The sequence below is a fragment of the Sorangium sp. So ce363 genome (assembly GCF_051520435.1).
In the GTDB taxonomy this organism is placed as follows: Bacteria; Myxococcota_A; Polyangia; order Polyangiales; family Polyangiaceae; genus Sorangium; species Sorangium cellulosum_B.
This window is the reverse complement of record NZ_CP150333.1, coordinates 11,839,467-11,862,301: the sequence shown is the minus strand read 5'-3', so window position 1 is coordinate 11,862,301 and position 22,835 is coordinate 11,839,467. Positions and strand designations below refer to the sequence as shown.

At 72.5% G+C, this 22,835-nt stretch carries 18 protein-coding genes; 12 read left to right on the top strand and 6 right to left on the bottom strand.

All coding sequences use genetic code 11. From position 1 onward, the window contains the following. Window positions 1-278 precede the first annotated feature (278 nt). The 6 genes from WMF12_RS44615 to WMF12_RS44590 all read left to right on the top strand — a co-directional run bounded on the left by WMF12_RS44615 (window position 279) and on the right by WMF12_RS44590 (window position 4,963). On the top strand, window positions 279-644 hold the full coding sequence (locus tag WMF12_RS44615; protein WP_437854781.1) for a hypothetical protein: 366 nt from the start codon (window positions 279-281) through the stop codon (window positions 642-644). Further along, window positions 616-1,011, top strand: coding sequence for a type II toxin-antitoxin system RelE/ParE family toxin (locus tag WMF12_RS44610; RefSeq protein WP_437854780.1), 396 nt, complete (start codon window positions 616-618; stop codon window positions 1,009-1,011). The genes WMF12_RS44615 and WMF12_RS44610 overlap by 29 nt, the downstream gene beginning before the upstream one ends. A 96-nt stretch (window positions 1,012-1,107) precedes the next feature. Continuing rightward, entirely contained in the window at window positions 1,108-2,217 is a 1,110-nt protein-coding gene (gene thiO / locus WMF12_RS44605; RefSeq protein WP_437854779.1) for a glycine oxidase ThiO, read from the top strand. A gap of 353 nt (window positions 2,218-2,570) precedes the next feature. After that, window positions 2,571-3,155, top strand: a complete 585-nt coding sequence (locus WMF12_RS44600; RefSeq protein WP_437854778.1) for an RNA polymerase sigma factor — start codon at window positions 2,571-2,573, stop codon at window positions 3,153-3,155. Next, a complete protein-coding gene (locus WMF12_RS44595; protein ID WP_437742820.1) occupies window positions 3,095-3,838 on the top strand; it encodes a zf-HC2 domain-containing protein in 744 nt (247 codons plus the stop codon). The genes WMF12_RS44600 and WMF12_RS44595 overlap by 61 nt, the downstream gene beginning before the upstream one ends. 21 nt (window positions 3,839-3,859) lie before the next feature. Beyond that, a complete protein-coding gene (locus WMF12_RS44590) occupies window positions 3,860-4,963 on the top strand; it encodes a cytochrome c biogenesis protein/redoxin (protein ID WP_437854777.1) in 1,104 nt (367 codons plus the stop codon). Between the two features lie 104 nt (window positions 4,964-5,067). Here WMF12_RS44590 and WMF12_RS44585 read toward each other — a convergent pair whose 3' ends face one another. Together WMF12_RS44585 and WMF12_RS44580 are read right to left on the bottom strand one after the other, a co-directional pair. Further along, window positions 5,068-5,496 carry a (deoxy)nucleoside triphosphate pyrophosphohydrolase gene (locus WMF12_RS44585; RefSeq protein ID WP_437854776.1) on the bottom strand — a complete coding sequence of 143 codons (429 nt, stop codon included), beginning with the start codon at window positions 5,494-5,496 and terminating at the stop codon, window positions 5,068-5,070. 215 nt (window positions 5,497-5,711) lie between these two features. After that, window positions 5,712-7,064, bottom strand: a complete 1,353-nt coding sequence (locus WMF12_RS44580; RefSeq protein ID WP_437854775.1) for a hypothetical protein — start codon at window positions 7,062-7,064, stop codon at window positions 5,712-5,714. A gap of 227 nt (window positions 7,065-7,291) precedes the next feature. Here WMF12_RS44580 and WMF12_RS44575 point away from each other — a divergent pair, with 227 nt between their 5' ends. Next, on the top strand, window positions 7,292-7,936 hold the full coding sequence (locus WMF12_RS44575) for a VOC family protein (protein ID WP_437854774.1): 645 nt from the start codon (window positions 7,292-7,294) through the stop codon (window positions 7,934-7,936). A gap of 187 nt (window positions 7,937-8,123) precedes the next feature. Then, window positions 8,124-9,170, top strand: coding sequence for a phosphoribosylformylglycinamidine cyclo-ligase (gene purM, locus WMF12_RS44570; protein ID WP_437547396.1), 1,047 nt, complete (start codon window positions 8,124-8,126; stop codon window positions 9,168-9,170). A gap of 75 nt (window positions 9,171-9,245) precedes the next feature. On the opposite strand, the gene WMF12_RS44565 is transcribed toward purM, so the two are convergent. Together WMF12_RS44565 and WMF12_RS44560 are read right to left on the bottom strand one after the other, a co-directional pair. Further along, window positions 9,246-12,878 carry a protein kinase domain-containing protein gene (locus tag WMF12_RS44565; RefSeq protein WP_437854773.1) on the bottom strand — a complete coding sequence of 1,211 codons (3,633 nt, stop codon included), beginning with the start codon at window positions 12,876-12,878 and terminating at the stop codon, window positions 9,246-9,248. A gap of 191 nt (window positions 12,879-13,069) precedes the next feature. Further along, window positions 13,070-13,894, bottom strand: coding sequence for a hypothetical protein (locus WMF12_RS44560; protein WP_437854772.1), 825 nt, complete (start codon window positions 13,892-13,894; stop codon window positions 13,070-13,072). Between the two features lie 659 nt (window positions 13,895-14,553). On the opposite strand from WMF12_RS44560, the gene purN reads away from it, so the two are divergent. Then, window positions 14,554-15,267 (top strand): phosphoribosylglycinamide formyltransferase, encoded by a 714-nt coding sequence (gene purN, locus WMF12_RS44555; RefSeq protein WP_437854771.1) that lies wholly within the window; start codon window positions 14,554-14,556, stop codon window positions 15,265-15,267. Continuing rightward, window positions 15,264-16,886, top strand: coding sequence for an NAD(P)-binding protein (locus tag WMF12_RS44550; protein WP_437854770.1), 1,623 nt, complete (start codon window positions 15,264-15,266; stop codon window positions 16,884-16,886). The genes purN and WMF12_RS44550 overlap by 4 nt, the downstream gene beginning before the upstream one ends. 319 nt (window positions 16,887-17,205) lie before the next feature. Here the strand turns inward: WMF12_RS44550 and WMF12_RS44545 are convergent, their stop codons facing one another. Beyond that, window positions 17,206-18,000 carry an ABC transporter ATP-binding protein gene (locus WMF12_RS44545; RefSeq protein ID WP_437854769.1) on the bottom strand — a complete coding sequence of 265 codons (795 nt, stop codon included), beginning with the start codon at window positions 17,998-18,000 and terminating at the stop codon, window positions 17,206-17,208. 327 nt (window positions 18,001-18,327) lie between these two features. Between WMF12_RS44545 and WMF12_RS44540 the strand changes: the two genes are divergently transcribed. Continuing rightward, window positions 18,328-19,776, top strand: a complete 1,449-nt coding sequence (locus WMF12_RS44540) for a cellulose binding domain-containing protein (RefSeq protein WP_437854768.1) — start codon at window positions 18,328-18,330, stop codon at window positions 19,774-19,776. Window positions 19,777-20,066: 290 nt separating this feature from the next. Continuing rightward, window positions 20,067-21,431: a hypothetical protein gene (locus tag WMF12_RS44535; protein WP_437854767.1), complete on the top strand. Its 1,365-nt coding sequence runs from the start codon at window positions 20,067-20,069 to the stop codon at window positions 21,429-21,431. A 205-nt stretch (window positions 21,432-21,636) separates the two neighbouring features. Here the strand turns inward: WMF12_RS44535 and WMF12_RS44530 are convergent, their stop codons facing one another. Beyond that, complete coding sequence (locus WMF12_RS44530; protein WP_437854766.1) at window positions 21,637-22,662, bottom strand: aminoglycoside phosphotransferase family protein; 1,026 nt, start codon at window positions 22,660-22,662, stop codon at window positions 21,637-21,639. Window positions 22,663-22,835: the final 173 nt, after the last annotated feature.

The window sequence follows — 22,835 nt, the reverse complement described above, 5'->3', positions numbered from 1 at the left end:
GACAGCACGTAGTGTCGATCAGAACCCCCATTCCGGCAGCTCCGCTGGGAAAGTGCCTCAATCGAACTCGATGACCGGCCGCCCGTAATCCACGGGGCGCTCGAAGTCGGCGTCCTCTCCTAGGTTGGGCATCCTCAGAAGTCCGGCCATCACTGGCCGACGGAGCTGGCCAGCGCTCGGCGCTCTTCAGAGATCTCCGACGTCTCCCCAGCAGCGGCCGGACCGCCCGGTTGCACGCTATAGTGGATTTCACTATCCTGTCTCCGCGAGGAGCACCGATGAGAGGGACGGGAACGGCGAAGCGTGGCCGGGATGAGGAACGCGGTCCGGCGGGGCGAGGCCCGGACGAGGACAGCGGACCCGTCAGCGTGGTGCTCCCGGCCGAGCTCCGGGAGCGGGTCCAGGCCGAGGCGAAGAAGCGCGGCCTCAAGCTCTCGCCCGCGATCCGCGCGCTCCTCAGCGAGCGCGTCCAAGAGATCGACGACGCAGAGCAGCTCAGCCGGGCCGAGGAGTGGCAGCGAGCCCAGGTCTGGGCGGTCTGGGAGCGGATGAAAGCGGGAGACCACGACGAGGCCGCGCGCCAGGAGATCGACTCCATCTTCGACGAGGCGCTCCGTGACGCCCCTCGTCGCGGCGCCCGCTAGGCCAGGGCGCCGCGTGGGCCGCCGCGTCCGCTTCCGCCGGGAGTTCGCCCGCGACCTCCGCGATCAGGTGCGCTGGCTCGACGAGAACCGCGGGATCGAGCAGGTTGAGCGCCTGCGGACCGGCCTCGACGAGGCCATCGAGCTCCTCGCCCGCTTCCCCGGGATCGGTCCCGCCGAGGCAAAGGACGACGAGGACCGCGCCGTCGTCCGCAGGCTCCTCCTGCGCAAGCTCCCCTACGTCATCTGGTATCTCGTGGACGCCTCCGGCCGCGACGGTGACCTCTGGCTGCTGCGCCTCTTCCACGCGCGGCAACAGCGGCCGCTGGCCGGGGCCGGCCTCCCCTCACGGAAGCCGCGGACGAGGTGAACGGGCAATGCGCGTCGCTCCTCCCGGCGCGCGCCAGCCCCCGCAGCGCTCCCGCGCAAAGCCCCCCTCGGCGCCCGGCGTGCTATGCACGCGCCGATGAGCGACGTGGTGGTGATCGGCGGCGGCGTGGCCGGGTGCGCCTCGGCGCTGGCCCTGGCGCGGCGCGGGCTGTCTGTCCGCGTCCTCGAGCGCAACCAGGGCGAGGGCGCTTCGTGGGCGGCGGCGGGGATCATCGGCCCCCAGCTCGAGGCCGCGGGCGACGGCCCCCTCGCGCGGCTCTGCCTCGCGAGCCGCGCCCTGTACGCGGAGCTCGCCGGGTCGCTCGTCGACGCGACGGGGATCGACGTCGGGTACCGGCAGAGCGGCGCCCTCCGCGTGGCGTTCACCGCGGAAGGACGCGAAGAGATCGCGCGCGAGCTCGGGTGGCAGCGAGAGACCGGCCTCGCCGTGGAGATCTGCGACGGCGACGGGGCCCGCGCGCACGCGCCGGCGCTCTGCGACGAGGTCGCCGGCGGCGCGTGGCTCGCCGACGAGGCGCGCATCGATCCGCCGTCGCTCATGCGCGCGCTGCGCATCGCGGCGGAGCGCGCGGGCGTGCGGTTCAGCACCGGGGCGACCGTCCGGCGCATCGTGGTCGAGCGGGAGCACGCGCGCGGCGCGCAGCTCGAGGACGGCACGAAGGTCGAGGCGGGCTGGACGGTGCTCGCCGCCGGGAGCTGGTCGTCCCTGCTCGAGGCGTCGGGCCTCGCGCCCTCAGCGGTGCGCCCGGCGCGCGGGCAGATCGTCGAGCTCACGCCGGCGACGCCGGTGCTCTCGCAGGTCGTCTACGGCCCCGGCTGCTACCTGTCGCCGCGCGACGACGGGCGCGTGCTCGTCGGCGCGACCACGGAGTTCGCCGGCTACGTCACCGCGGTGACGTCGCGCGCCGTGCGCGACCTCCTGACCGCGGCGCTCCGGCTCGTGCCCGCGCTCGGCGACGCGCCGATCGGCAGGACGTGGGCCGGCCTCCGGCCCCACCCGAAGGACGCGCTGCCGATCCTCGGCGAGGGGGAGATCGCGAATCTGATCTTCGCGACAGGGCACTTCCGCAACGGCGTGCTGCTCGCCCCGGTGACGGCGAAGATCGTGGCGGCGTTGATCGCCGGAGAGGAGCCGCCGCTCGATCTGTCGCCCTTCTCGGCCAGGCGAGCCGGCATCGCCGGCTGAGCGGCCAAGATCCCGCGACAATCCAGCCAGATAGCAGCGGCAGAGCGCTCCTTCTCGGCCGAGCTACGAAGCCGGTGACGCTCCCGCCGGCCGGCGCCGCGCGGTGGAGGCTCGGCGAGAGCGACGACCAGGGAGGCGTGACGGAGGACCGCAGCCCCTCGGAGGGCATGGCCCCGACGCGGGTCCCACCTGCGAGCCCGGGTGCATCCGCCCTCGTCAATGTGGGCCGGATCACCGGTCGACGTGGGCCGGATCGCCTCCCGCAGTGTCAGGAACTTTTCTCGGGGCTCGCCGTGTCCTGGAAGTGTCCGGGAAACGAGGCGGCGTCAGCCTTCCTCCTCCCGGCCCGGCCCATGCGCACGTCTCCCCACACCTCGTTCGTCGATCGGCTCCTCGCCGAGCTGCCGTGCCTCCTGCGGGCGGCGCGCCGCCTGACGCGCTCGGAGCAGGACGCCGAGGATCTGGCGCAGGCGACGATCGTGCGCGCGATCGAGCGGCACGCCGACCTGCGCGACGAGGGGCGCATGCGCGCGTGGCTGCTCCGCATCGAGCGGTCGGTGCTGCTCAACACGACGCGCGGCGCGCGGCAGCGCCTCGAGGTGATCGAGGGCGGCCGGGGCGCCGAGTCGGTGCCGGAGCCGCAGGGCAATCTGGAGGCGGAGCTCGTCGAGCGCGGCTTCGCCGACGAGGTCGAGCGCGCGCTCGCGCGCCTGCCCCCGGAGTGGCGCGAGGCGCTGCTCCTGCGGGAGGTCGAGGAGCTCTCCTACGAGGAGATCGCCGATCTCCAGGCGTGCCCGGTGGGCACGGTGCGATCACGGCTCTCGAGGGCGCGGCTCGCGCTCGTCGAGGGCCTCTCCGAACGATGCGAGGAGACGTCATGGCAGGGTGCAACCGCGAGTGGTTCGAGAACATTTCGGCGTGGCACGACGGCGAGGTGACGCCCGAAGACGCGGCGCGGATCGAGGCGCACGTCGCCGGCTGCGCGCCCTGCCGGCGCGCAGCGGAGGTCCTCGGCGGCGTGCGGCGCGCGCTCGTCGCGAAGGCGGACGGGGAGGTCCCGGAGCGCCTGCGCGATCGGGCGGAGGCCGCCGCTCGGAACGCGCGCGCGCGGCGCCGCGGCCCCTGGGCGATCACGGCCGCCCTCGCCGCGGCCGCGGCGGCCGCCGCGCTGCTCGTCGGCAGCCCGAGCCGGGGCGTGAGCGCGGCGATGGCCGACGAGCTCGTGAGCCACCACGTGCGCGGCTTCGCGCGCGAGCGCCCGTGCGACTTCGAGTCGTCCGATCCGGGCGCCGTCGCCGGGTGGCTCGAGGGGAAGCTCGGCTACGCGGTGACCGTCCCGGCGGTGTCCGGCGCCCGGCTGCTCGGGGCGCGCCTCTGCCAGATCGGCGGCACGCGCACGGCGGCGCTCATGTACGCGAGCGGGGACAAGCCGCTCACGGTGTTCGTGCCGCCGCCCGGGTCCGGCGCCGCGACGGCGGCGCGCGCGCTCGCGGGGCGCGGCGTGGGGTGCACCCGAGGGCCGCTCGGCAACGCGATCTGCGCGAGGAGCGTGGAGCAGCCGGTGCTCGCGGTGGCTGAAGTGGACACAGCGGCGCTCGCGCCGGCGCTCTTCGGGCGCTGATCCCGTCGATCGCGAGGACCCATGACGATCGGTTCATTGCTGGCGCTCTTCGGCGCGGGGCTCCTGACGTTCGCGTCGCCCTGCGTGCTCCCCATGCTCCCCGTCTACCTGTCGGCCCTCGGCGGCGCCGGGGCGCTCGGCGGTCCGGACCCGGCGGCGGCGAAGCGCGGCGTGCGCCTCGCCGGTGTCGGCTTCGCGATCGGCCTCGCGATCGTGCTCGTCGCGCTCGGCGCCGGCGCGTCGGCGATCGCCGCGGTCCTCGCGCCCCACCGGCGCGCGTTCACCGTCGCGTCCGGCGTGCTCCTGGCGCTCTTCGGCGCGAAGCTCCTGGGCGTGCTGCGCCTCCCGTGGCTCGAGCGCGAGGCGCGCCCTCTCCTCTCCCGCCTCCCGGGCGCGGGCGGCTTCTGGGGGGGCATGCTCTTCGGGATCGCCTTCGCGGCGGGGTGGACGCCGTGCGTCGGCCCGGTGCTCGGCGCCGCGTTGACCTACGCGGCCAGCGCGGGCGCGAGCCCGCTCACCGGCGCGATCCAGCTCGGCGCTTACGCCGCGGGACTCGCCGCGCCGCTCGTCGCCGCGGCCTTCGTCGGGCCGGCGGCCGTCGCGCTCGCGCGCCGCCTGATGCCGGCCACGCCGGCCCTCCAGCGCCTGACGGGGGCGCTGCTCGTGGCCGCCGGGATCGCCGTCGCTGACGGCCGTCTGGACGCCCTCTCGCCGGCGCCCGCGGCGGCCGTGGACGCGGGCGCACCCTGCGAGAGCGGCCCCGCCGGCGCGTGCGCGGCCCCGGAGGGCGCCGTGGCGCAGGGCGACGTCGCGCTGCCCGAGGGGATGCCTCGGCTGCTCGAGTTCGAGAGCGCGCACTGCGCGGTGTGCGAGCGCATGGCGCCGCTCGTGACCGAGCTCGAGGCGCGCTGCGCCAAGGAGGCCGGCACCGTCCTGCGCATCCAGGTCGACGATCCGCGCGGGCGGGCCCTCGCCGCCCGCTACGGCGTGCGCTTCGTGCCGACGTTCCTCAGCGTCGACGCCGCCGGGCAGGAGGTGGAGCGCGCCGTCGGCGAGCTGCCCGCCCAGCGGCTCGCGAGCCTCATCGGCGACGTCCGCGGCGAGGCGTGCTCCCCCGCCTTGTGAGCCCCCCACGGCGGGGCTCGCTGCCCCCTCATCCCGGAGGCTACCCGAGCCTCGCGGAGCGCCGTGTACCAGCTCTCAGGCGGGAGACATCGTTCCACGATGGGCTACGTCGCCGCGAGCCGCGCGCGCACCTTGGCGAGCACCGCGACGTCGGCGGGCGGGAAGAGCTCGTCCCGGAGATCGGCCGCCTCGGCCCAGCGCACGGCGGCGACGTCGAGCGCGGCGGGCGCGGGCGAGCCCTCGGCGAGGGCCGCGGCGTAGAAGAGGAGGAGCACCGGCTTCTTCGGATAGCGGTGGTAGGTCACCTCGACGATGTCGCCGACCCGGGCCTCGACGCCGATCTCCTCGCGCAGCTCGCGGATCAGGGCGTCCCGCGGATCCTCGTCGGCCTCGACCTTGCCGCCGGGGAACTCCCACGCGCCCTCGAGGTGCGCGCCCGCCTTGCGCTGCGTGAGCAGGACGCGGCCGCGCTCGATGATGACGGCGGCGGCGACGAGGACCAGGGGCGGAGCGGGGTCGGGCGTGGCGGACATGGGCGCGTAGAATGTCGGTCGCGACGCGCAAAACAAGGGCGAACGGCTGGCTCGACGCTGCACATCCCTCCGGCGTCTTCATTGCCTTGCGCGGCTGGGATTTCTCACCCTCGGACTCGTGCGCCGGTGGCGGCGGGAGCGGGGGCGCGATCGGCAGCGGCGGCAGGACCGGGCGCACCTCCGGCAGGCCAGCGCGACCCGTCGCGTCCCCGTCATCACGGCGTGTAGCTGGGCAGCTCGATCACGTAGGCGTCGACGGTATCCCCGTTGCCCCAGTCGCTCCCGAACACGGCGCGCGTCCCGCTGGGGCTGGGCACGGTGTGCGGCTCGGCCCAGTACGGCTCGGCGAGGTGGGTGTTCTCCTTGCCCCAGCTCCGGTGACGGCCAATCCGGCAGACCTTGCCCGTGCTCGTGTCGGCGATCAGGTTTTCCATGTCGAGCACCCCTCTGCCCGACGCATCGCCGATCGACGACACGAAGATCCACCCCGGCTGCTTGTATGCCATCCCCGAGATGTGCCCTGTCGGGGGGTAGGGCCACCCCGTCTCCGGACCGATGACCACCTTCGAGGTGCCTTCGGCGAGATCCCATGTGACGAGGAGCCCGATGTCGTCATTGCCGCCGGGACCGGGATCGTAGACAGCCCCGTTCCAGGTGTCGTGACCGTTCACCATGCTCAGCGACGCGTGGCCGTACGGCTCCAGCAGATCCAGCGTACGCACCACGTTCAGCCGCGGATCGGTCACGCCGCCGCTGTCGCTCAGGAACGCGAGCGTGCCGCTCGGCGCGACCTGGGCCGGGTTCTCGTCGAGCGCCTTCCTGGCGAGCACCGTATTCTGGCCGACATCATAGATGAACACCTGATCGTCGCACGTGAGGCCGATGCGGTTCGAATCCCACGACATGAACAGCGGGTCTCCGCCCGCGCTCGCGCCGCCCGAGCAGAAGTCGAACGTCGTCACGACCTCCTTCGTCCCGGCGCCGACGTGGTAACGGATGAAGTCCTTGCCGTCGACGTAGAACAGGACGTCGGGATCGGAGGTGTGCCAGTACACCTGCTCGATGTCCGCCGGCGTGATGTCGAGCGCCTCGATGAACTGGTATGTCTTGCCGTCGTAGAGCTGGTGCTCGCCGGCCGCGACCGAGAAGAGGAGGAGCCTCGACTCGTCCGCGTTCCACGCCGAGATGGTCGAGTACATCGGCTTGATGACCGGGTCGTTCCCGCCGCCCGGCGCGACCGCCGTGATCCGGCGGATCGTGGTGCCGAACTCGGCGTCGGTGACGGCCTCGCCGAGCGCCGGCCTGGCGAGCTCGGTCATCGGGCGCGCTTCCTTGTCCTGCACGAGGCCCGCGCAGAGATCGATCGGCTCGCCCGGGCCCGCGCCGCCCGCGCCGCCCACGCCCACCGAGCCGGCCGTCCCCGTCGCGCCGGCGGCGCCCGTCCCCGCAGCGCCGCCGGATCCGGCCGTTCCCCCGGTCCCGCCGTCTCCGGCCGATGACCCGCCGTCGGAGCAGGCGGCGAGGAAGGAAGAGGAGACAAGGAGGGTGACAGAGACGCCGACTCTCATGGGGTTTCCTTGGCGCGAGCCACGATGCGTGGCCGCGGCAGCATACCCCGAAGCGACGTCAGGCGTACGCGACGGTTTGCAAACCCACCGGCTGTCCCGGTCGCGGCACAGCCTGACCAGGTGTGGTGCTGTTGATATGGCGTCGCTTTTCACGCTACAGTCTCGTGCGAGCCAGGGACGCGGGCTCCACTCGCCGGAGGCGGCCGATGGGCTGGGAAGTCGATCACGTGTTCCTCGCGACGCCCGACGTGGGCATCGTCGAGCGGATGCTCGCCGAGTTCGGCCTGAGCTTCAGCCGCCACGCGGTGCATGAGGGTCAGGGGACCGCGAATGCGTGCGCGGCCTTCGAGAACGCGTTCTTCGAGGTCCTCGGCGTCCACGATCTGGAGGAGCTGCAGACCGAAATCGTTCGGCCGCTGGGGCTAGACGAACGCATTCATTGGGCCGAGACCGGTGCATGCCCGTTTGGCATCTGTTTCAGGACCATCGATGCCGGAGGCGCCGGGGACTGGCCCTTCGAGACCTGGGACTACAAGCCGAAATACATGCCGACGGGCATGAGCATGCCCATCGTGACACCGCGAGGGTCCCTGGCGGAGCCCATGATATTCGTGGCGCCCCGGACCATCAGGCGGACCACCCCGATCGAGTCGCGATCGCATCGTGGCGCGCGCCGGACGCTGACGCGTGTCCGGCTGCACCTGCCAGCGGAGAGCCCGCCGCTCTCGTCGGGCGTGCGTTGGTTCGTGGACCAGGGCATGCTCTCGATCGATCGTGGGGCGACCTGCTCTCTCGAGCTGGAGTGGGATCACGGTCACGAAGGGCAATCTCACCAGTTCCCTGCAGAAGTGCCGCTCGTCGTGCGCTGGTAGAACGGGCTTTCGCTGGACGTTGGGGGGAAGCACGCGCGCGCGCCCGGCCATGCGGTCGCGCGTCTGCCGGCGGCGGCCCCCGCGGCACGGGGAGCCCGGCCGCCCGCCGACCCCGGAGCCGCCCGGAGGCCGGAGCCGGAGAGCGAGCCCGCTTCCCTTTGCCGCCGAGGTGTGGGATGCGCCTGCCATGAGCGTCACGTACCGGGAAGCCGGGGTCGATATCGATGCAGGGGACGCGCTCGTCGAGCGCATCAAGCGGCTCGCGAAGCCGACGCGCATCCCCGAGGTGCTCGCCGACGTGGGCGGCTTCGCCGGGCTGTGCGCGCTGCCGGGCGGGCTGTCCGAGCCGGTGCTGGTCAGCGGCACGGACGGGGTCGGCACCAAGCTGAAGGTGGCGTTCGCGACGGGCGTCCACGACACGGTGGGCATCGATCTCGTCGCGATGTGCGTGAACGACGTGCTGACCGTGGGCGCGCGGCCGCTGTTCTTCCTCGACTACTTCGCGACGGGCAAGCTCGACGTCGACGTGGGCGAGGCCGTGGTCCGCGGCATCGCCGAGGGCTGCAAGCAGGCCGGCTGCGCGCTGATCGGCGGCGAGACGGCCGAGCTGCCGGGCATGTACGCGGACGGCGAGTACGACCTCGCCGGGTTCGCCGTGGGCGTCGTCGAGCGGTCGCGCATCCTCGACGGCAAGCGGATCGCGGCCGGCGATGCGGTCATCGGCGTGGCGTCGAGCGGGCTGCACTCGAACGGCTTCTCGCTCGCGCGGCGCGTGCTCGAGAAGGAGATGGGGCTCACGATGAGCGACCGCGTGGCCGACCTCGGCGGCACCGTGGGGGAGGCGCTGCTGACGCCGACCCGGATCTACGCCCGCGCGATCACGGCGCTCCTCGCGGCCTGCGGCGATGCGGTCCGGGGGCTGTCGCACATCACGGGCGGCGGCCTGCCGGGGAACCTGCCGCGCGTGCTGCCGGACGGGCTGGGCGCGCGGCTCGACCTCCGCTCCTACCAGCGGCCGGCGGTGTTCCAGGTGCTCCAGCGCGGCGGCCCCGTGGAGGAGGCCGAGATGCGGCGCACGTTCAACCTCGGCGTCGGCCTGGTCGCGGTCGTGGAGAAGGGCGCCGCGGACCGGGCCATCGAGGCGTTCGCCAAGAGCGGCGAGCAGGCCTGGGTGCTCGGCGAGGTCGTGTCGGTCGGCGACGTGCCGTTCGAGGAGCGCGTGCTGTTCGGATGAGCGGGCCGGCGAGGGCGATGCGCGGCGCGCGGGCCGGGATGCGCCGAGCGACCGCGCGGGCCGCGCGGCGCGAGCTCAGCCGCCTTCGAGCCGCGATCGCAGGTTCTTGATCGCCTCGTCGATCGCCCGGCTCTTCTTGTAACAGGGCCTCACCGTCGTCTCGAGCACGACGAGGGTGCGCTCGTCGCCTTCGGAGACGGCGCGCTCGAGGAACGGGAGCTTCTCGCCGCACGTGGCGTCGCGCAGCTCGAAGGAGATCCGGACCGCGGGGGTCCCGCGGGCCGCGATGTCCGGATCGCGGAGCAGCTTCGCGGCCCGGGTGGCCGGCGTGGAGCGGCCGCGGGTCTCGACGATCTCGTAGAGCACGTCGATGCCCGCCGTCCCGAAGCGGCTCGAGAGCGCCTCGAAGACCTTGTCGGCGTGCTGCTCGCCCGTCTTCGCGATGGCGATGGCGACGTTGCGCGCCGCGATCGCGAGCGCGCGCTCGCGGAGCGCCGTCGGATCGCGCTCCGCGAGCTGTTGGATCGCGTCGGAGGCCTTCACCCACCGGCGCGCCCTGACAGCGTCGGTGAGCGCCTTCCGGGCCGCTTCATCGGGCGGGGGTTCGGCCGGCGCGTCGGGCGCCGCCGGCACAGCGGCCTCGGGCGCCTGCGCCGTGGGCGCGGGCGTCTCGGGGACGGCGGCGGCGTCGGCCGGGGTCGGCTCGCTCGTGGCGAGCGCGCTCGCGGGAGGCCTCGCGGGGCCGAGCTGGGGCTCCGGCTCGGGCGGGGCGCGCCCACCGCCGGCGAGCGCCGCGATGACGGCCGCCGCGAGGATGCCGCCGCCCAGGTACGGGGCCAGCCGGCCCACGCGACCGCCGAGGCCTTCGTGGCCCAGCCGCGACGCGCGAGCTTCCCGGGCTTCGCGCTTTCGCCTGGCCTTCTCCTCGCGCTCACGCGCGGCGCGCTCTGCCTCCTCGGCGAGCTTCCGCCTGGCCTCTTCCTCGCGCTCGCGGGCGACGCGCTCTGCCTCGGCGGCCTCCAGCTCGCGCAGCAGCGTCGGGGCGAAGGCTGGCCGCGAGCCGCTCATCCGCTCGGACGTCGGCTCCGAGACGGGCGCCGCATCCTCTGCGGGCGGCTCGCCCGGCGGCGGGGACGCGGACGCCACGGGAGCCGGCTCGGTCTGCGGCGGCTGCGCCTTCACGGACGGCGCGGGCGAAGGCGATGACGCCGGCTCCGCGTCGGCCCCGGACGGCGGCTTCGACGACGCCGGCTTCGCGACGGATGCCGGCTCCACAGCGGATGCGGCCAGCGGCTCCGATGGCGCACGCTCCGCCGCTGGCGACGACAGCGGCTTCGATGACGCACGCTCCGCTGACGGCGGCTTCGACGATGCACGCTCCGCTGACGGCGGCTTCGATGTCTCACGCTCCGCTACAGACGTCGGCGGCTTCGACGATGCACGCTCCGCTGACGGCGGCTTCGATGTCTCACGCTCCGCCGACGGCGGCTTCGATGTCTCACGCTCCGCCGTTGGCGACGACGGCGGCTTCGATGTCTCACGCTCCGTCGTTGGCGACGACGGCGGCTTCGATGTCTCACGCTCCGTCGTTGGCGACGACGGCGGCTTCGATGTCTCACGCTCCGCCGTTGGCGACGACGGCGGCTTCGATGTCTCACGCTCCGCCGACGGCGGCTTCGACGACTCACGCTCCGCCGACGGTGGCTTCGACGACTCACGCTCCGCTGCGGGCGACGACGGCGGCTTCGATGACGCCGGCTCCGCAGCCGACGGCGATGGCTCCTCCACCCCCGACGGCGACGGCTTGTTCGATGAGGGCTCGGCCGCACGGCGCTCCGCCTTGCCCGACGACAGCAATAGGTCGTCCAGCGACAGCCGCAGGGAGCCCAGCCCCGCTGCCTCCGTCGCCCCAGGCGCTTCGACGGACCGCTCCGCCTCGCTCGGCGACGGAGGCAGCACCTCCGGCGACGGCGGCATCGACATCAGCGACGCCCACTCCTTCAGCTCCGGCGACTCCTGCGACCGCGCCGGCGCCTCGGACAGCGGTGACGACGCGTGCGGAGGACGCTGGTCATCGACCTCGGCAGGAGCGCCACCGCCGGCGGCCTCGCGCGCGAAAGCGGCCTGCGCGATGAGCGCCGCGCCGCCCACCGTCGTCGGGCGCGCGTCGTCCGGCACGCTCGAGTCGTCGGCCGCGGAGGCAGCGTCGGCCCTGGCGACCTCCTGCGCGAAGGCGACCTGCGCCATGAACGCCGCGCCGCCCACCGCGGTCGGCCGCGAGTCCCGCGTCATCTCGGCGACGAGGGTCGGCGTGTTGCGCACCGGCGTCGGGCGCGAGTGGCTGAGGGCGTCTTCCTCGTCCTCGTCGCCGTCCACCGCCGACGCCACCGCCTCTGCCGGCTCGGCGCCGCCCGTTCGACCCTCCGAAAGCTCGCCCGACGCGCGCGCGCTCTCCGCCTCCTTCGCGCTCGCGCCGCTCCCGGCCGGCTCACCTGCCGCCCGGTCCGCGGCAGGCGCCAGCGCGTCCGCGACATCGTTGAACGAGACGAGGCACGAATCGCCAAGGACAATCGCCGAGGAGCCGCCGGCGCTCGCGTCGGGCGCGCCCGACGGCGCGCTGGGCACGGGCGGCCGGTTGCTCGGCACGCGCGCCGCGTCCGCGATCGCGGACACCGACGTCATCTCCGCCCTCGATGACATCTCCCCCCTCGACGACATCTCCGCCCTCGGCTCGTGCGTCACGATCCCGGACACGGAGCACGCGTCGTCGAGCGCCGCGATCAGCTCCGCCGCGGTCTCGAAGCGGGCGCGCGGATTCTTCTCGAGGAGGAGCCGCGCGACCGCCTCGAGGGCAGGCGGGACCTCGACGCCGGGCGAGTGCGCGGCGATCGCCGGCACGGGCGCGCTCCGCTGCTGGTTGAAGAGCTCGACCGGATCCTTGGCGAGGAACGGGTGCTTGCCGGCCAGCATCTCGTAGAAGATCAGGCCCAGGGCGTAGAGATCCGCGCGCTCGTCGACGAAATCCATCCCGAGCGCCGACTCCGGGGCGAGGTAGGCGATGGTCCCGAAGATCACGCCGGCCGTGGTGAGCCGGACCGGGAGCGAGTCGGCCCCCGCCCGCGCGGACTCCGGCGACGCGACGGACCGGCGCAGCTGATCGACGCTCACCTTCGCGAGGCCGAAGTCGATGAGCTTCACGAGGTCGCCCTGCGGCTCGACGACCATCACGTTGCGCGGCTTCACGTCGCGGTGGACGATGCCCATCGCGTGGGTCGCGTCGAGCGCGGCCGCGAGCTGCCTGGCGATCAGGGCGGCGCGCGCGGCGGGCACCGGCCCCCGCCGGATGATCTCGTGGAGCGTCGTGCCGCGCACGTACTCGAGGACCAGGAAGAACGAGCCGTCCTCCGCCTCGCCGAAATCGGTCGCGGTCGCGACGTTCCGGTGCTGGATGTGGGCGCCGGCGATGGCCTCGCGCTCGAAGCGCTGCGCGAGCTCGGGGAGCCGCTCGGTGTCGGGGTGCAGGATCTTGATCGCGACGCGCTTGTGCATATGCACGTGCTCGCCGCGGTAGACCGCGCCCATGCCGCCCATGGCGATGACCTCGTCGATGCGGTAGCGCTTCGAGATCACCCGCCCGAGGTAGGACCTCGCCCGGTGCTTCGCGGCCTCGTCGGCGGTAAGGGTCGGCTCAGGCGGGCGTTCCGACATCGTGGCGCCGCCACCCTACCCCGAGCGGCGCGAAGATGGTAGGTTGCCGGACCGCTCGGGGCGCCTCAGGGGCGACGACGCGCCACGCGATGCCGCATGGCCTGCGCCGCTGCGTGCAGCACTTCAACGACGCCGTCCGTGAGCGGAGGTACACGCTTCGCGTGCAGACGCCGCAACGGGGCTCGGTCAACCTACCTGACGCAGCCCGCGCGGCCTTGGATCCGGCTCCTCGTCGTCCATACGCTGAGAAATTGGGCCTGTAGCTCCTGGTTCCGCCAGATGATGATGCTGTGGTCATCCTGGTTGTTGCTGCTGAACTCGCCCGCGACGCGCGTCAGCATGCATTGCGTGTCGAAGTCGCCCACCGGCGTCAGCATTTCGTAGGTCGGGTCGTCTTCTGCAGGGACACCGAACTCGTCCGTGAGCTCCAATTGAGTGGTTATCGACGAGACGGTGATGCAGCGCGCCCTGGCGTGTACCCCTGTGCTGCTCGAGACGCCGCTCAGGATCCAGTGGCCGAAAACCCGAAGCACCGACACGCTCTCGCTCATGCCGTTGAAATCTCCGCCCATCCGTGTGAGGAAGCACGCCCGCGGAAGGCCGGCAGACGTCGTATCCAACCCGAGATCGACGCCGGCATCGCCTTGCGACCACGAAAATTCGGCCGTTCTGCCGAGGGTCGAAGAGACACAGGTGGCCAGGGCGCGGGCGCTTCCGTGCGTGTTGTTTCCGTGGAGATACCATCGCCCACCCGAGATGTAAGCGTGCACCCATTCGTTGCCTGACTCGAAGTCCCCCATGATCCCTGTCAGAAAGCAGGTCCTGTTCGAGGCGCCGCCCATGTCCACCGGCCCGCTGCCAGCCTGCCAGACGCCCCCGCTCACCCAACCCAGGGGCTGCTCGGCAACGCTGGTCTCCTCGCTGTCATCTTCTTCCTCGCCAGCCCCCGCGACACACCCGCTGGCGCCGATCGCAACGAGGGCCAAGAGCCCGTTCATCAAGAGTTCTTTGACCATCTGTCTACCCTCCAAGCAATGAGAAGCTCGTGCGTGGCGAGCCAGCTCGGTCGAGCAAGGCGCATGCCGCCTTGTGAGCGTTCGCTTCCGTGACGGCCATGGGCGGAGACGCGGTGGATAGCTACCGAAGCGGAGGGTCGGCACACGACGGGGGCGGTCGGACGGCGCGCCGGCACAGCAGGTTCAGGCCGAAATAGGCGGCTCATGGCGCGCCGGGCCGAAGAGCTCGACGGTACCGCCAGACGCGTGACCGTGACATGTCACGATCGAGGGCGTGACATGTCACGGTCGCTGTCGCGCTTTCACCGTGACATGTCACGCGAAGACCGATCGAGAGCGATCGTCGCGATCGGATGACCAGGGCGCTGTCCCAGGAAGCATCGCTCTCCAGGCAACGCCGACGTCTTCGCGAACAACGGAGTGTCGAGGGGCGCAGGTCGCGAGGCCGAGCTCGGGCGGCCGAGGCGACGCGGCGGGTCCACGCCCGCCCTCCCGCCCGAGCCCTCGCGCCCTCTCTCCTCGCGCGATGGCCCGGCGCGTCACGCGGCGCGCGCTCGGCGGACATGGAAACGGGCCGCGTGGCGCGATCGCCGGACCCGGGTGGCCGCTTCCGCCCCGGATCTCTCCCGCGCCCGCCTCCGCCGTAGTATCTGCCCCCCATGCCCCCCCTCGATCTCGGCGTCCTCGTCTCTGGCCGCGGCTCGAACCTCCAGGCGATCCTCGACGCGATCGCCGCCGGCCACCTCGACGCCCGCGTGCGGCTCGTCCTGTCCAACCGGCCCGACGTGGAGGGCCTCGCGCGCGCCGAGCGCGCCGGGGTCCCCACGCGCGTCGTCGCGCACCGGGACTTCGCCGATCGCGACAGCTTCGACGCCGCCGTCGTCGACGCCCTTCGCGAGGCGGGCGCGACCTGGGTCGTCCTCGCGGGCTTCATGCGCCTGCTCACGACGACCTTCCTCGACGCCTTCCCGCACCGGGTCGTGAACATCCACCCGTCGCTCCTGCCCTCCTTCCCCGGCGTCGACGCCCAGCAGCAGGCGCTCGATCACGGCGTGCGCGTCACCGGCTGCACCGTCCACCTCGTGGACGCCGGCACCGACACCGGGCCCATCCTCGCGCAGGCCGCCGTCCCCGTGCTCGACGGGGACGACCGCGACGCGCTCGCCGCGCGCATCCTCGTCCAGGAGCACTCCCTGCTCGTCCGCGCGCTCTCGTGGATCGCCGAGGGGCGCCTCCAGATCGCGCCGCCTGATGTGCCGGGCGGGCGAGCGCGCGCGACGCTCGCCGGCGTCGCGACCGCGCTCGGGCTCGCCCAGGACGGCCCTGCGCGGGACAACGTCGGGGAAGTCGGAGAAGTCGGGGAAGGGGCGTGATCCACAAGCACTACGACGTCATCGTCCTCGGCCGGTCCATCGGCGCGCTCACGGCCGCGGCGCTCCTCGCGCGCCGCGACTTCACCGTGATGGTCGTCGGGCACGGCGAGCGCCCGCCCACCTACCGCCTCGACCAGCACGTCCTCCGCCGGCGCGCCTTCACGATGCTCGCCGAGCCCTCGCCCGCGTGGCGTCGCTTCCTCGTCGAGCTCGCCCAGTCGCAGACCTGGAAGCGCCGCATCGTCCCGGCCATGCCCATGCTGCAGGCCGTCGCGCCGCGCCGGCGCCTCGACGTGCCGCCCGACATGGTCCTCTTCGGCCGCGAGATCGACCGCGAGTTCCCCGAGCTCCGGCGGGTCGTCGACGAGCTCTACGCCGAGCTCGCCCACGTCAACGGCGCCGCGGACGACGCCTTCTCGCACGACGCCCTCTGGCCGCCGGGCACCTTCTGGGAGCGGCGCGAGACCGCGCGCTACGCCGGCATGCTCCCGTACGCGCGCGCCGAGCCTGACGCCGACCTGCTCGTCGAGTTCCCGCGCGGCCACCTGTTCCGCTCGATCGTCACGCAGTCCGTCCTCTTCGCCACGGACCTCTCGGCGCTCCCGCCTCCCTTCGCGGTGGCGCGCCTGCACGGGGCGTGGACGCGCGGGCTGATGATGCTGCCGCGCGGCGAGGAGGAGCTCGAGGAGTTCCTCGTCGAGCGCATCCTCGCCCACGGCGGCCGCTGCCTGCTCGACGAGCGCGCCGCGTCGGTCCACGTCCGCAGGGGCACCGCCGCGGGGGTCGTGCTCGACGGCGACGATCACCCGAACGGCAGCAGCTTCGTCATCACCGACATGGACGGCGAGACGCTCGCGAGCCTCTCGGGCGGCGAGGGCATCCACAAGCGCGCGCTGCGCGAGTGGCCGCGGATCACCTCCTCGGTTGGCCGCTTCGTCGTGTCGCTCGTCGTGCGCCGCGAGGGCTTGCCCGAGCCGCTCGGCCCCGAGGCCCTGCTGTTCCCCTTCCCGTCCGCGTCGGCGGGCCGCTCGCCCGCGCCGCGCGTGTCGAGCGACGGCGCCTCCGGGGGCCGGCCGAGCTCGCCGCGGCAGACGCGGCCGACCGGACCCGGGCGCCCCGTGGTCCACCTCCAGCGCTGCGATCTGCCGGCTCCCTCGACCGACACGCTGCTCGTGGCGGAGATCCTGCTGCCCGACCGGGGCCCGCTGTCGCTGCTCGAGGCGCGCCAGGCGGTGCTCGACGCGCTCACGGCCGAGCTCCCCTTCCTCGAGCGCCACCTCGTGCTCGTCGACTCGGTGCACGACGGGCTGCCCGTGTGGCTCTACGACGGCCAGCGCCGCCGCCTCATCGAGCGCGCCGCGCTGAAGGGCGCCGCCCCGGGCGCCGAGCCGATGGTACGGCAGCTCGAGGTCGACCCGCCCGGCTACCTCGGGCTCGCGGGCGAGCCGATCCGCGGGCCGATCGAGCGCACGCTGCTCGTCGGCCGGAGCGTGCTGCCCGGCCTCGGCCAGGAGGGCCAGCTGCTCGCCGCCTGGGGCGCCGCCCGGCTCGTCACCCGGACCGACCGGCGCAAGGAGCGGATGCGGCGCGATATGTGGAGCAAGGTGGAGATCGGCTAACGCGCGGGGTGGCGGCCCTCGCCAGGCTGTCGGCCCCCCCACCGGTCACCAATGTGAACGTTTACGCGAACGTAAACGTAAACGTTTACGTGGTCGTGGTCGTGGTCGTGGTCGTCAACGGTAAACCGTGAACGACCACGACCACGACCACGACTACGACCACGACCACGTAAACGTTCGGATGATGGGAGAACGCGGCGCAAACTTTCGTTACCGCCTATGCGCTGGGGGACTACCGTTTTGAGCTCTCCACTGCGCAGAGAACGAACCGTTCCCCGTGGGGCGAAGCGGGTGAGACGTGAGGGCGAGACTCCGTGTCTCAAAGAGATCGGGGGAATACCTGAAAGAACCCGTCGCGCTCGACCACGGTGAGCGGCACGTCGAACAGGCGCGACAGGTTGTCGTCGGTCAGCACCGCGCGCTTCGGGCCATCGGCGAAGACGCGGCCTCTCCGCAGCAGGACGACCCGCCCGATCTCCGGCGGGATCTCCTGCACATGGTGCGTCACCAGGATCAGCGTCTTGCCCTGCCGCGCGAGGCGCCTGAGCAGATCGATGAGCTCGAACGCGGCCTTCAGATCGAGGCTCGTCGTCGGCTCGTCGAACACCAGCGCCTCCGGGTCGTGCACGAGGGCGCGCCCGAGCAGACAGCGCCGCTGCTCGCCGGCGGACATCTCCGCGATGGGCTTGTCGCCGAGGTGCGCGACGCCGAGGTCGCGGAGCACCTCCTCGGCGCGCCGGCGCTGCGCGGCCGTCGGCGGCTCGTGCTCGTGCAGCCCGGCGCTCGCGAAGAAGCCGGAGAGCACCACGTCGGAGCCCCGCACACCCCGGGGATAGGCCATCTGCAGCTCGTACGACACGAGCCCAAGCCTGCGCCGCAGTGCGGACACCTCCCACCTTTCGCGACCGAGTATCCGCACATGCGAGCCTTCGCGGTGGACCGGATAGATTTCCCGTGAGAGCAGCCTCAGCAGGGTCGACTTCCCGGCGCCGTTGGGCCCGAGGATCGCGGTGTTCGCGCCCTGCTCGATGCGCAGCGACAGCCCCTCGAAGACGCGCGTGTCGCCGCGGAAGACCTCGGCGTCCTCGATCTCGATGAGCGCGGGCGCGCTCATCGCTTCACTCCACATTCCTGGCTCATCGGGCGCAGATTACCCGCTTGTCAGCGTCCCGCACCGAGAAATCAGGGCGTTCGCGGTGGATCGTCCGTGCCCCGGTTCGGTGATCCACTCCATCGGCCCACTCTCCATCTCTCGCGGACAGGCACCGTTGGAATGTGCCCGTGAACCGGCGTTCTCCGCTCTGGAGAGACGATGGCCCGACCATTGCAACGCTCTCCGAACCTTCCTTTCAACAAGCGCCCCGTGCCAAGCCGATGCTGGCACTCGGGAGTGGAAAAATCCGATGCGGCGCGGAGCCGCTCGGTCACTTGGAGATTGACAATGACGAAGATCAAGGGTTCGCTTTTCGGTGCTGGGGCAGCTGCGTGCCTGCTCGCCGCTCTCGGCGGGTGCATCGTTGCCGCGGACGATGGCTCCAGCTCCGAAGAGGACGAGATTTTCGCCGATGAGGCGGCGGCGGCCGCGGCGGCATCGCAGATGCGCTTCGGCGTCGCTCCGCAGTGGAGCCAGACCTGGTCGCCGCCCCAGTCCGGGCCCGCCAACGTCGATGTGGTCGCCGTCGGGGACTGGTTGCAATCTGGCGGCTTCACCAGCACCCATAAGACCAAGCTTCAGCAGATCGTCAACGCGGGGAAGACCCCCTACTTCTTCGGCTACATCGCCACGGACATGACGAAGAAGGGGCTCGGGTCCGAGAACGATTGCGACGGCAACAGCGGCGCACCGCTGTGCCAGAAGGGCGCGGCGTACGTGCGCGCCAACATCGCCTCGATGGCGAGCGCCTACCAGAAGGCGGCGGCAGGGATCAGCGCGGCCCTCGGAGGGCGCGAGGCGCTGATCCACATCGAGCCGGACTGGTACCAGTTCTCGCAGACGGCGCAGCAGAACGCGCTCACGGAGACGGAGTCCGACAGCTTCATCAACCAGATCCTCGGCGCCATCAAGTCGGGCTGCCCCTCATGCAAGGTGGTCATCGACTTCAGCCCGTGGTTCAGCCCGTCGGCAACCAAGTGGGCGTCGTCGGTCGGCGACTTCTACGACGGCTGGGATCGCAGCGTGGTCAAGTACGTCGGCCTCACGGGCAAGCAATTCCCGTTCACCACGGGCAAGATCGACAACTTCACCTACAAGGAGATCACCACCGCGCTGAGCCTGCCGCTCGTCATCGTGGACGCGTACACGTTCGGCGGCGGCCCGATCAACGTCGACTCCACCTGGCTCAACGAGAGCAACGTCGCCAAGGCCGTCGACATGGGCGTCGCGATCGTCATGCTCTCTCAGACGGGCGACGTCGCCGGCTATGACAGCTTCATCGCGCGGGTAAAGGGCAGCAGCAGCTCCAGCTCCAGCAGCACCACATCCAGCAGCTCCAGCAGCTCCAGCACCTCCGGCAGCGGTGGTGGCGGCGGCGGCACCACCACGTCCTCGTCGAGCAGCAGCAGCAGCAGCAGCACCGGCAGCGGCGGCAGCGGCGGGAGCAACCCCGGGACCGGCGTGCGCGTGGAGGGCGGCAACATCACCGTCAGCATCACCCCCAACTCGACGTGGACGGGCGGCTACTGCAACAACGTCAAGCTGACGAAGACCGACAGCGGCGAGACCACGTGGAAGCTCTACGTGCCCTCGAACGGCGCGACGCTCCGTGACTTCTGGAACACCAGCGCCGTCAAGCAAGGCACCGATTTCGTGTTCACCGGCGTGAGCTGGAACGCGAAGATCAGGCCTGGAACGAGCGTCGAGTTCGGGTACTGCGCGAACGGCACGCGCTGAGCTCCAGTCGATTGGCGCCGCGCCAGCCGAGGAGGCCAGACAGCCCCCGGCGGCGCGGCGCGCCGGCCCGCAGGATCGGCCGAACGACACGGGAAGAGCCCATCTCGGGGCTCCCCGCGCGGCCTCCGCGCCCGGTCGCGCTCGCCCGCGGCCCACGCCCTCTGGTACCGTGGGCGCCCCGTGCCCTCCGTCCCGCAGCGCTTCCCCTTCGCCGGCAATAGCCCGGTCGAGCCCCTCCACGCCGCCGCGCTCCCTCCTCGCCGGGCGCGCCGTCCGGTCCGAGGCGCCGCATGGCGCTGAGGCTCCGGGTCACCTGGCGCAATGCGGGCAGCCCGCTTCTGCCCGACGCGCTCGCCGACGTGCAGGCGACGGCCGACGACGCGCCGCTGCCGCTCGCCGGCTCGGACCCGGGGCGGCGCGAGTTCGTGATCCCCGCCGGGGCGTCGCGCGTCGCGCTCAGCGCGCGCTTCTCGGCGGCGTTCGACGCCTTCGAGGACGTCCCCGCCCTGGAGGAAGAGGTCCTGTCGGTCGAGCAGACGTTCGACGTGGCGAGCGGCGGGACGGCGCTCAGCCCCGCCCCTGACCCGGCGTTCGGGCAGGCTCACCCGCTCGTCGACGTGCAATCGGCGCCCGGCCTCGCGCTCGCCCAGATCAGGACGGATTTCGTCGATATCACCCCGTTCTGGATGGCCTACGCCGGGTATGCGGACGAGTACCGGCGCGAGCACCGGCCCGGGACCGAGCTCGTGGCCCTCGGCGCCACCGCGGGAGATCAGAAGATCTGGTTCGCGAGCATCCCGGAGGCCTGCAAGGCGCCGCCGGACGGCGGGATCTCGGCCCTCGTGTTCTACCGGCCGGAAGGGTACGCCTATACCCGGGTCGACCAGCGCCACGAGATGTTCGGGCTGAATCGATACCTGCTCACGCCCGACCCGTCTCCCGGCGCGTCGTTCTGGGCGCGCGACGTGTTCGAGCGCGATCCGCGCGACCAGTCCCGCTGGGTCTATGTCCGCTGCGGCTTCGAGGAGGCGCTCGCCGCGAGCGGCAGGGCGGTGGTCATGCTGCACCCGTGGCCGAGCGGGGCGAGCTTCGGCGCCGCCACGACCGCGAGCCTGCCCGGCCTCGCCGAGGCGGCGCTCCGCTTCCTCTGCGGCGCGCAGAAGATCGGTGCGGGACAGGGCGGGCCGCGGCTCGGCAAGCTCGGGCTCGCGGGCTTCAGCGCCGGCGGACTGGCCCTGTGGCAGGCGCTCGCGGCCAACAAGGACCGCGTGAGCGAGGTGTTCGCGTTCGACGCCCGCGGCATCGCCAAGAACGAGGCCTTGCTCGTGCGCTGGCTCGGCGGCGACGCCTCGCGCCGCCTGCGGATGACCGGCGGCCACCAGCTCGACGCGAACGCGGCGCTCCAGCAGAAGCTCCCGGGCCCCGCCAAGGAAGCGCGCCTGACCAGCCTGCCGCCCGACAAGAGCGGCTATCTCCCCGGGGCGAACCCGCGCTGGGATCACGTGTGCTCCTCGCTCGAGGCGAGCGAAAAGGATACCTATCTGAACGCCGGCTGGGTATGGCACCAGTTCGCGATGTTCGGGGGCTTCCCGGAGGCTGGAGAACAGACCGCCGTCACGTTCCTCCAGCGCTTTCTGGAGGAGTCGGAGCTCTGAGCCGCACCGCGCCCGAGGCCTAGATCCGGACGGCCGACGACCGGGCATGTCAGATTCAAACGCAAAAGCGCAAAGGCGCAAAAAAGAGATGGGATTGAGCGCAACGAGATAGCCAGGGTCATCGACATGGCATTCGATGGCCACGCTCCCCATTTCTCTCGTCTTTTTGGGTCTTTGCGTCCTGGCGCCTTTGCGTTCAATTCTCTCACGCCTGAGCGATGAGCCGCGCCAGCACCCGCATGTCCTCGTCATCGCCGATCCTCGCGAGCGCGGCGCGCGCCCTCGCGAGCGCGGGCTCGACGTAGCGCAGGTACGTCGGATCCACGCCGATGCGGTCGAGAAAGACGAAGCGGCCGGCGTCCTTCAGCTTGCGCTGGACCGTGAGCACATCGAACTCCCGGCCGAGCGCGTCGCGCGCCGGCCGATCGAGCGAGGCGGCGGCTGCATAGTCGTCCAGCCGGGCCTCGACGAAGGAGCGATCCAGGTCCTGGGCGCTGTCGTTGAGGAGCGCCGCGAGATCGTAGGCGCGCGGGCCGAGGAGGGCGTCCTGGAAGTCGAGCCAGGCGATCTCGAGGCCCCCGCCCGCCGCGTCCACGACCATGAGGTTCTGGCTCTGGTAATCGCGGTGAACGAAGCCCCGCGGCCACGCGGCGATGCGCCGGGCGAGGCGCTCCGAGACGGCGTCGAGCTCGGCCCGCGCGGCGTCGCCCAGCCGGAGCCCGCGCGCGTCGAGCGCCCACGCGCGGAAATGGTCGAGCTCCCAGCGCAGGAGCGTCTCGTCGAGCGCGCACGAGTCGACGATCGAGCCGCTCGGGAGCGCCGCGAGCGCCCGCTGCGCCCGGGCGAGATCGCGCGCGGCCAGCGCGTAGACCTCGGCGCGGCGGGCGGGCGCGCGCTCGACGAAGGCCGAGAGCGTCGCGTCCCCGAGATCCTCCAGGAGGAGCAGGCCGTGCTCGCAGTCCTCGGCGAGCAGCGCCGGCACCCGGACGCCGCGCTCCCGGAGGAGCGCCTGCACCTCCAGGAACGGCCACCGCGGGGGAGCGGCGCCGACCGCGACGCCGTCGGCCCCCGCGCTCGGCGCGAACATCGCGACCGCCGTCCCGGCCGGCGTCACGACGCGCAGATAGCGCCGGCACGACACGCCCCCGCGCAGCGGGACCATCGACGACGGGACATGGCCCGTGGCCCGCTGGACGAGCCGGAGCAGGGCGTCGGTGTCGAGCTCGCGCACTCCCTTTCCTACGCCGGCGGACGGCGCGGACGCCAGGGTTGTCACGACATCGCCCCACGCCGCGCTGCGGCCGTTACGCCTCGGCGCCTGTCTCCATCAGCGCCTCGGCGCCTGTCCCCCTCAGCGCCTCGGCGCCTGTCCCCTCGACACCTCGACGCCTGTCCCGGCGGCGG

What these genes read in the sequence shown, in the direction of transcription:
- WMF12_RS44565 (WP_437854773.1), bottom strand. Translation starts at nt 12,878, where the DNA reads ATGTCGGAACGCCCGCCTGAGCCGACCCTTACCGCCGACGAGGCCGCG.
- WMF12_RS44585 (WP_437854776.1), bottom strand. Translation starts at nt 5,496, where the DNA reads ATGTCCGCCACGCCCGACCCCGCTCCGCCCCTGGTCCTCGTCGCCGCC.
- WMF12_RS44615 (WP_437854781.1), top strand. Translation starts at nt 279, where the DNA reads ATGAGAGGGACGGGAACGGCGAAGCGTGGCCGGGATGAGGAACGCGGT.
- thiO (WP_437854779.1), top strand. Translation starts at nt 1,108, where the DNA reads ATGAGCGACGTGGTGGTGATCGGCGGCGGCGTGGCCGGGTGCGCCTCG.
- WMF12_RS44580 (WP_437854775.1), bottom strand. Translation starts at nt 7,064, where the DNA reads ATGAGAGTCGGCGTCTCTGTCACCCTCCTTGTCTCCTCTTCCTTCCTC.
- WMF12_RS44590 (WP_437854777.1), top strand. Translation starts at nt 3,860, where the DNA reads ATGACGATCGGTTCATTGCTGGCGCTCTTCGGCGCGGGGCTCCTGACG.
- WMF12_RS44595 (WP_437742820.1), top strand. Translation starts at nt 3,095, where the DNA reads ATGGCAGGGTGCAACCGCGAGTGGTTCGAGAACATTTCGGCGTGGCAC.
- WMF12_RS44600 (WP_437854778.1), top strand. Translation starts at nt 2,571, where the DNA reads ATGCGCACGTCTCCCCACACCTCGTTCGTCGATCGGCTCCTCGCCGAG.
- WMF12_RS44535 (WP_437854767.1), top strand. Translation starts at nt 20,067, where the DNA reads ATGGCGCTGAGGCTCCGGGTCACCTGGCGCAATGCGGGCAGCCCGCTT.
- WMF12_RS44545 (WP_437854769.1), bottom strand. Translation starts at nt 18,000, where the DNA reads ATGAGCGCGCCCGCGCTCATCGAGATCGAGGACGCCGAGGTCTTCCGC.
- WMF12_RS44560 (WP_437854772.1), bottom strand. Translation starts at nt 13,894, where the DNA reads ATGGTCAAAGAACTCTTGATGAACGGGCTCTTGGCCCTCGTTGCGATC.
- purN (WP_437854771.1), top strand. Translation starts at nt 14,554, where the DNA reads ATGCCCCCCCTCGATCTCGGCGTCCTCGTCTCTGGCCGCGGCTCGAAC.
- WMF12_RS44540 (WP_437854768.1), top strand. Translation starts at nt 18,328, where the DNA reads ATGACGAAGATCAAGGGTTCGCTTTTCGGTGCTGGGGCAGCTGCGTGC.
- purM (WP_437547396.1), top strand. Translation starts at nt 8,124, where the DNA reads ATGAGCGTCACGTACCGGGAAGCCGGGGTCGATATCGATGCAGGGGAC.